This is a genomic window from Alphaproteobacteria bacterium, from assembly GCA_018662925.1.
Classification (GTDB): Bacteria; Pseudomonadota; Alphaproteobacteria; order 16-39-46; family JABJFC01; genus JABJFC01.
Window position 1 is genome coordinate 1 of the sequence record JABJFC010000033.1, and the last position, 8,411, is coordinate 8,411.

General features: G+C 38.7%; 7 protein-coding genes. 5 read left to right on the forward strand and 2 right to left on the reverse strand.

Annotation, left to right across the window (positions count from 1 at the left end; all coding sequences use genetic code 11):
- Positions 1-227 precede the first annotated feature (227 nt).
- The 5 genes from HOL16_02375 (at position 228) to HOL16_02395 (ending at position 7,009) form a co-directional block, all read left to right on the forward strand.
- Positions 228-650: a hypothetical protein gene (locus HOL16_02375; protein ID MBT5389540.1), complete on the forward strand. Its 423-nt coding sequence runs from the start codon at positions 228-230 to the stop codon at positions 648-650.
- Between the two features lie 26 nt (positions 651-676).
- Entirely contained in the window at positions 677-3,100 is a 2,424-nt protein-coding gene (locus HOL16_02380) for a hypothetical protein (protein ID MBT5389541.1), read from the forward strand.
- A 193-nt stretch (positions 3,101-3,293) separates the two neighbouring features.
- Positions 3,294-4,442: a hypothetical protein gene (locus tag HOL16_02385; protein MBT5389542.1), complete on the forward strand. Its 1,149-nt coding sequence runs from the start codon at positions 3,294-3,296 to the stop codon at positions 4,440-4,442.
- Positions 4,432-6,096 (forward strand): hypothetical protein, encoded by a 1,665-nt coding sequence (locus tag HOL16_02390; GenBank protein MBT5389543.1) that lies wholly within the window; start codon positions 4,432-4,434, stop codon positions 6,094-6,096. The genes HOL16_02385 and HOL16_02390 overlap by 11 nt, the downstream gene beginning before the upstream one ends.
- 406 nt (positions 6,097-6,502) lie before the next feature.
- Positions 6,503-7,009, forward strand: a complete 507-nt coding sequence (locus HOL16_02395) for a hypothetical protein (GenBank protein ID MBT5389544.1) — start codon at positions 6,503-6,505, stop codon at positions 7,007-7,009.
- Between the two features lie 170 nt (positions 7,010-7,179).
- Here HOL16_02395 and HOL16_02400 read toward each other — a convergent pair whose 3' ends face one another.
- Both HOL16_02400 and HOL16_02405 read right to left on the reverse strand, forming a co-directional pair.
- Positions 7,180-7,770 carry a hypothetical protein gene (locus HOL16_02400; protein MBT5389545.1) on the reverse strand — a complete coding sequence of 197 codons (591 nt, stop codon included), beginning with the start codon at positions 7,768-7,770 and terminating at the stop codon, positions 7,180-7,182.
- On the reverse strand, positions 7,767-8,165 hold the full coding sequence (locus HOL16_02405) for a hypothetical protein (GenBank protein ID MBT5389546.1): 399 nt from the start codon (positions 8,163-8,165) through the stop codon (positions 7,767-7,769). Before HOL16_02405 ends, HOL16_02400 begins: the two co-directional genes overlap by 4 nt.
- Positions 8,166-8,411 lie beyond the last annotated feature (246 nt).

Here is an 8,411-nt window from a genome sequence, read left to right on the forward strand (position 1 = left end):
ACTTCTGCAAAAGAATTTCGAAGATCAATCATGGACTTTTTTGAAATCACTTGGCCAAAAATTTCCCACGATATGGTGGATCGCATCAATGATGATTTTCAATTACTGAAATCGGCACTTTGATTCGTTTTGGGTATAGCAGCGAATTAGCATCGAAAGGCAAGTCGCAAAAGTATGATCGCCTAAAACTGACTTTCGGAGGTAAGGAGAAAGAAAGTAATGTGATTATGAGAGGGAAGAGCCATTCTGAGGCCTTCTCAAAAAATGGAGATATAAAACTTGATTTGCAAACGTCGAATGTGAGGCTAAAGCCAACGACGAATAGTCTGGGGCGGATGCCTTCGAAACAAGAGTCGTTTGAGAGTCAGGTAAAAGGAAAGAATGCTTTTATCTGGATTGATGACTTAGCGTCATCAGAAGATCCATTTGTAGGAGTGGTAGAGATTACAAGTGCCTCATACAAGAAGGGGCTTTATAGCGTAACAGCAAGATTTTTAGAGCATAAGAACAAGGGTAAAAATTTGCCAGATGTTGAAGATTTAGTTCGAAAGAAGAAAGTACCTGCTAGTGAGGTTATGCAGAAACTTCTGTCTCATGATGTTGTTATCTTTGTAGATGGGATTTACTGTAATTTGAGACGATCGTGTTAGACTAAATATTTTTTGGATTTATTAAAATGTTTAATTATTCGAAACAAATATTGTTAATAGTTTCACTTTTTGCATTCGTAGGGGGCCTAAATTCGGCTGTGTTAGCTAATGGAGAAGATGAGCCTGAAAGAGCTCCTTCGTACCTCAAGTCACGTCCCCTTGAGTCATTAGAAGCTGGCAATGAGAAGCGAGGAGCATCTGATTTTCCTGAAGGAAATCACCTTAAAAGAATAATGTTACTCAATAAAGATTTAAGCCAGTCTGAAAGCCTTTTCCCTGACTCTATCACATCTGGTAGTAAATCTATTCTCAGAATTCCTGGTGCAGTTATCGGTTTTGTTGCAGTTCCTATGTACACAGGATTGTGGTCCAGTCTTGTAGTGCCTTTTCTTAGTTTAAACCCTTCAAATAGTGATTTTGCCACTGATAGAGATACAATTATCGCAAATAGTTTAGTCAACAATTTGCTTTTAGCACTATTGGTTCCTAAAGCGACATCAGTAGCAAAACAGTTTGGAAAGTTTGTTCCAGATTCGACGTTTCATGGTTTTAATTGGAAAGACCCTTATGAATACGTAAGAGGGGGAGGCCGCCTACCACTATTATTTTTTGCATCACTAGCAGCTGCTATCGAACCGGTTGTGTACATTACTACCTCCTATGGAAGCAATGTAAGTCCCTTTTTTCTATATCCAGTAGCAGGCTGCGGCTGGGCAGCTAACACAGTAGAATTTTATACCTCCGGTCGAGCCATGATGATGGATGCGTCCAATTGGTGGATCGAGCATGTAGACTGGACGAGTTTGCTTCCCAATCAACTAAAGAAGAGTATATTTTCAAAAGCCAGTCTAGAAGAAGAGAAGTCTGCCATAAAGGTAAGACGTAAACTGGTTAAGAAATGGAAGAAAGATCTTAAAAAACTCTCTTTATTGAGAGAAGGTCTTTCCAGTAAAAATGCAGTTGAAAGAGCGGCAGCTTCCTCAAAGCTTCAAGCATTTTGGGAATTGGCTACAGTAAATGCCAAGGGCATAACGGAAGCAAGGCAGAACTATTTTGAACAAAGTACGTTTTTTGATGAAGAGAGTGATCGTGCTAGCGAGAATTTAGGCGGGGTAAATGTAGAAGGAGAGCAAGAAGAAGGCTATCAACCGCCGTCTCCTCCCAGATCAGATGAGATAGAAGAAGGAGAAGACAGTAGAGAAGGGACAGAAGATGCGTTGTTGAGTCTTAATAGCTCAGATGTCTCCGAAGAGGGGTACACCTCAAAGGTATTGGGACTGGCAAAGAAGGGAGTTCCGTTTATTATACCTAGCACGACGACTCTGCTGACTTATGGCCCCCAAACAGTGTTAGCGTTTTACAGTTTCCATAGGGTATTGTTCGGTGATGTATTTGTGTCGACGGAAGCCTGCAGTGGAGGTATGGACTTAGTTGGTATGGCCACGTGTGCGGGCTCAGCCATAAACTTAGAGAACATACTTTCGGGCGGGTTGGCATTAAGTGCATCAACGTTCAAGGGAGCCGCCGAGTTACGAGCGCGCTTCAAGAGAAACAAAAGGTATGAAGAAGCCATAAGAGGACAAGAAGCGGTAAGGTCCAATAACTATGGAAGATATGCCAGAGGAGCGGCCTTGGGCTTAGGTGAAGTGGAAGGCCCAGTGATGGTCGTGCCACTTGCCATTGAGTTAATGCGTATTATGGGCGTAGAAACTGCCTCAGAGCTCATGAAGACAGAGAATATAGGTCCAAACATAGCAAAGCTGATATTTGCGTCGTCGATGTTCCCAGGTGCCTCAAGTATTCCGATGGATAAGATCTCGGAAGGGTATGAGACGAGCATGAGAAGTTTGGGAGGAATATTTGAGAAAGCGCGCTTGAAAGGCTACTTTAACCATTGTGGAGGACACAGTAAGGAAGCTCTCTCTGAGTGGGAACAAGAAGTAGAAGTGGACCATGATTCCTTGGAAAAAGGAGAATGGTTGCTTGAGGACGGTAATCAGAAAAATTGTGCGGTATGTGCCTCATGGAGATACAAGTTAGATAAGTTGATAGACTTTCAGAGGCGTCGTATCGAAGCGTTGAAGAGATATTCCAACAAGGAGCTGATGGCGTTAGAGGTAGAGTTGACTAAATTCCGTGAAACAGTAGAGAGAATAAGGTTAGAGAGCCGTGAACCTGGTTCATTAGAATCAGATGATGGATTGGAGGATGCATTAAAGAAGAAGCTAACAACACCTGTCGTAAAGGATGGAGAAGGTTCTAGCTCTTCATCCGGAAGCGGCTCAAATGGAACAGGAAGTGGAAGCAGTTCTAAAGGGGGTTCACCTACTAGCTCAAAAGAGGGTGGTTCGCCAAAAGATAAGACAGTCCTTGAGGAAGAAGATCAAGGGGAAGATGGTGAGTGGAAAACAGTTGGGAAGCAAGGTAAGGTTGTTAAGGAGAAGGAATGAGTAGAAAACTAGATATTCAGTGAAACTAGTTTAACTAGGCTATTAGAGAGAGAATGCGAGAGAGTGTTGCAAGGCGTCTACAAAAAAAGAAGTGTGGACTGAGGTTATATATATGAAGAGGGTTTGATATATGCGGATCCTGAGGTTTAAAGCGATTTTTAGAATTATCTTACTTTTAGCATTTTGTTGGTCTGTGCCCATCTGGGTCCATGCAGCCCCGTCGTCAGGTCCCTATACCGATACTAAAAGCTTTGAATCAGAAGCTTTTCGATTGAAAACTCAATTGCAGAATCACCTTACCTCTATGAAATTTGAGACGCCGGAGTCCGGAATTGAGCGGCTTAAAGATGTCAGAAGCGCCCGCACAGAGCTTTTAGAATTACAAGCAGATCAGAGTTTATGGGAAGCGCTTTACACCAAATTGCAGGTCCTTAAGATGCCAGAGACCGAAGATCTCCTATTATGGCCCAATCAAACTTATGAGATGGCCTGTAAAGGGAATTTGCTTGCAAAGGCTGTTTTTAGAAATGATGCATTATTTAGTGACTTAGAAAGTATTGTTGCAAACCGATTTTCAAATGTGGAGTATGTGGAACAAATTTTTTCTAACCTTTTCTGGTGGAACCCTCTTTTATTGGAGCGTATGCATCTGGAGACACTTTTGGTTGCTGGAAGCTCGAATATGAAAAAAGATAGTATAGATAGGATTCCTTCCCCCGCTGTATATGGGAATTCTTTGGCTATGTGGACTTTTTTGAAGGGGATGATGAATAATGAAAAGCCTAAAAGAGAACTATTTTCGATTCTATCTAAAAAGAGAGTATGTGTTTTGGCGAATTTATCAACCCATATGCCAGAAGATGGGAGTAAAGGGACATTGTCGCAGACGTTTGAATTTTTAGAAAATGCGAATTATAGAGAAGAGCAAGAGAAGCTATTGAGAAGCAAAACGAAGGAAGAGTTGGGGCAAAGTCTTAGCAGGGGAGAAAGGCATGCAGGAGTATTTTTAGGGAGAAAGCTTACTGAAAAAGCTACTGGGGTGGAATCAATTCCTCATGATGTTTACCTTGCTTCTATAAATAGCTCTGTAGCTGATGGGAAGTTAGGTCAGCCAGATGGATGGTACCGTGCGTATAGCCTTTTTAAATTTGCTCTTGACCGCAAAATTATTTACTCTGACGAAGAGGATGAGAAATGGTATAGACTATGTTATCGCATGACATTTTTGCTAAAAGGCAAGACAACTCGCATTGAAAACTACGTAATCCGTGAATCAATGTTTGTTGATGCAGGCATAGCTCCACTAGTAAAGACAAAATATGGTGAGGAATTTGATTATTAATTTCAAAGGTGGTTTCGTTTCAATATTGCTAAGCTTCGTGCTTGCTACAGGTGTTGCACTTGCAGAAGATCCTACAGTCTCGATTGTGGATGTTGGTCAGGGTAGTTGCAACATTGTGAGATATCACAACAGAGTTCTTTTCCATGATGCGGGTTCTAATGAAAGAAAAATCTCCCATGCTTCTGAACTATATTTTCATGAAAAGGATCTTCTTGAAGATAAGGGTACATACCAATTATCGCGCGGTGAGCAAGGGGCTCTTTCCACAAAGAAGGATAGTGAAGGCGTTGATGCACATAAGGAAGGAACTTCTGATAGAGGAAGAAGTGACAGTAAGGATAGTGCAGACTCCTATGATAGTGAAGGAGAAAAAGGAAAAGATAGAGATCTTGACGCTGCAACGGAAGCAATCATTGGAAGAATTCATAATATCATAGATGGCGTAGAACACATTACGATTGTTGTTTCACATGCGGACTCAGACCATTATAGCTTGCTTCATCAGATATTTACCGAAGAATCGGATTTAAAAGGCAAAATTAAACATATTGTTTTAGGTGGTTTTAGAGACTCTTACATTAGAACTAGTGGGAGAAAGTCAACTTTTCAAGAGTGGCTACAAAAAATGGAAGTATTAGACAAAGTTGTTTATTCTGGGTATAGAGATGGATTTTTATCCGAAGGAAACAATGATTGTCATAATTCCCTTGTTATAGCGCCTCCTTATCCGGATGAAAGACTAGTTTCTAAGCCTTTAGCCGTTGATATTATTGAAAACTCTCTAAAAATAGCAGACGATAAATCTTCTCCACTTGCGACAGTTCTTTCTATGAATGCCGGACACAAAATGATTGATTTGGACCGATCGATTGTCGTTAATCCATCCGGTAATATGAATAGCATAGTTGTTAAAGTAGGAACCGACGTTAAATCTGTGTTGTTTACCGGAGATGTTAATGCGGCAGGTTGGGATCATATGAGAGCATCTTGGCTAGCTGATGAGTTAAAAAGCAATGTCCTAGTTCTGAGCCATCACGGCGGAGTTTCTTCGGATTACAGGAGTGATAGTTATGGTGCAACTTCCAGGTCTTCTTTACAACTTGTTGATCCTAGTACCATTTTAGTTAGTTCCGGGTATTTTTTAGGATACAAGCATCCAACAGAGGAGGCAACTTCCCTAGTTAAGGATCATTTGCTCGGAAAACAACTTCGAACAGGCAAACACTATGTTCATTATTTTAGCTCGTCAAATTCTAATTTTTACAGAAAACTGATTGATGTCCCGTTTTTTAGCACATTTAGCTCTGGGGATATTTCATTTGAGTTGATGAAATATGAAGAGTTTGAATTTACTGCTTCTCGGGGGCGTTCTCCCGTATTAGAAAGTATTGAGAATGGTTCGCTCTTTGAAAAAACCTCGAAGGGATATATTGATAAAAAAGTTGTCAGTGAAAAATATCCAAATCATAAGATCTATTTTTGGAAGTATGATGAAAAAGAAAGAAGTAAAATTGTTCCAGCTGATGATGGAGATCCAATCACTACTGGAAAAAGAACTGAAGAAGTCCACTTCCTGCATATTGTTCCCCAAGAGGGGCCGGAACTATACAGGTTGCTGCTTAAAACATCCAAAGATGAAGAAGGAGTTTTATAAACGTTCATGTTTACCAATGCTGAAGTTTCTGTGATGATCCTTTAGCGAGGGGATTTGTACAGATTATCACGATTTTTTATGCAACAATTTTGCAATAAATATGTTGAGCTAATTGTCAACAATATCCGTTGCAATCCCAAGTTTTAAAGCCTCTTCCACAGTAAACATCGATTTTTCATTGGATGTAATTATATGTTTCTCAACTTTAGATATGGAAAAATTATTTCCTAGTGTAACAGCTATTGTTGATAACCAATATATCTTGATATTCCTTTAGACCGTATAAAAATGTCCTGAAAGAATAGATAGACGGATCAAATAAATTTATTGACTCAATTTAGATAAAAACATAGGACGTGTGCGTATAAAAGGTAAAAAAGATGTAATATTTCAGGGAGAGAGAGTGATGAATGCGGTATTTAGTCTATTTGCGGTTATTAGCCTTTTAACTGCTAATGCTTCTTACGCAAAGGTTCCTATAGAAATCTTACAGAATATTCACTTTGAATATACTGAGGAAGAAGGCAAAAAAGATGATCATGACGTCATTATAAGAAAACTTGCAACTGATAATCCACAAATAACTGTTACCTTCTACAAGGATCAGAATGTCGGTTATCAAAAGGCCATGGAGGAATTGTATAGCTCTTTAAAATTACACCCAAAGGGAGAAGTTATTATTTTTGATCCCAAGACAGAATCTGACTCGAAAGACGGGCTGCACGTAAAAATAAATGATATTAAGGAGAGGTTTGAAGAGATAAAAAAACTGCAAAAAATTGATGGAGAGTTGGTTTTTTTCTTTCTCATGCCTGATGTGAATGGAATTACTATTAATAAAATAGGTCCTATGAAAGTGGAGAGTATTGAGTATAACCAAAATGGTTCAATATCTATAACATCTCCTTCATGAGAATTTAGTAGTATTGAGGTTAAAAATATAGGATTATTAAATCGTGTTATATCTCTTGTAAAAGTTTAGAAAAACACCTTAAATAAATACATAAAAAAATTGTTTTTGAGCTCATTTTATCCCGGTTGTGATTCATACCAATTAACAGAATAATGTGCTCCAAGAAAAATTTATTGAAAAGTAACATCTGCGTTGATAATAACGAATGCTGGTTTAAGTAGGCCAGGATTTTTCATTTTAATTGAAGGAATAGTAGTCTGATTCGAAAGTAGGGTAACTGAATTCTCATTACTGTATTTAAACGATTTTACGATAATAGGGCCAGCACACAGTAAATTTGAATCGTTAGCAAAATCAGGTATAAAATAAAAAGCGAATATGACCCTAGAAGTGGCATCGATTCGTTTTAAACTATTATAATGTTCTTTAGCGTTATTGATCTGAATTTCAAACTTTTTAGTTTTACTTGGGTAGGTTATTTGAGGCTTCAAAATAATGACCTTGTCTAAGGGTAGAAATGCTAAATTTTTGTAAACGTAATCTAAAGCTTTCTGGATACCGATATTGGGATCTTGATGATAGGTCACTGTGTTTTCGTTTTTAGAACTTTTATGGTTCTCTGAAGGACATTCTCGTTTGGGAGTTTTTGGTGCCTCCTCACTACAGCTCTCAAGTATTTCGTGCCAACTAACCTCTTGAGCGGCATCAGCACAACAAGTTTGTAACAGGCTTATGAGTAGGAAAAAGAAACTCCTGATCATTCCTCGTCAGGAAAACTCAAAAATCTTAAGTCATTTTTTGCTTTTAAACTTTTAAATTCTTCGTCAGAAACAGGTTTGCCATCTGCAAAAATTAAGGGATTTCCTTCATTATCTTCAACGGAGTACAGAAAACTTATCTCTTGAGCCGTTTTCTTCTGCGGGTTAACATAAACTTCTGCTTGAACCATACGTCCGAACTGATCAACAAATCCCATGACTCCCTTAGTTTTTGTTTTCAACAATCTCTCCTTTTCAGGAGAAGAGATATCGGGCGAAATTTCATTCATTTTTACATTGGATAATCTAGTAGGCTTAATCTCTTTTGCGTAGAGAAAAGGAGCTGCAACTGTGCAGAAAAAAGAAACAACTATAAAATTTATAATTCGATTGCTCATGAGCCTCTTCCATTAAAAAACCACTTATCACCTTTTTTCAGAGTAAGGGATGATTTGTTCAATTACAATGTAATTTTTCTGTTAAAAGAGCTTATTAATATTAATGAGAGCAAATTGCAAAATTAGGTGAGTGAGTTAATTTTTGTTGTCTTTAAGAAGCGACAAACCAGACAAAAATACCAGGTCCTCCTGTTATTGGGGTTTAATAAGGAAAGATAAAAAGCCAAACTAATCTCAACAACAGAA

Coding starts and splice junctions, on each gene's coding strand:
- HOL16_02400 (MBT5389545.1), bottom strand. CDS start 7,770: ATGATCAGGAGTTTCTTTTTCCTACTCATAAGCCTGTTACAAACTTGT.
- HOL16_02380 (MBT5389541.1), top strand. CDS start 677: ATGTTTAATTATTCGAAACAAATATTGTTAATAGTTTCACTTTTTGCA.
- HOL16_02375 (MBT5389540.1), top strand. CDS start 228: ATGAGAGGGAAGAGCCATTCTGAGGCCTTCTCAAAAAATGGAGATATA.
- HOL16_02405 (MBT5389546.1), bottom strand. CDS start 8,165: ATGAGCAATCGAATTATAAATTTTATAGTTGTTTCTTTTTTCTGCACA.
- HOL16_02395 (MBT5389544.1), top strand. CDS start 6,503: ATGAATGCGGTATTTAGTCTATTTGCGGTTATTAGCCTTTTAACTGCT.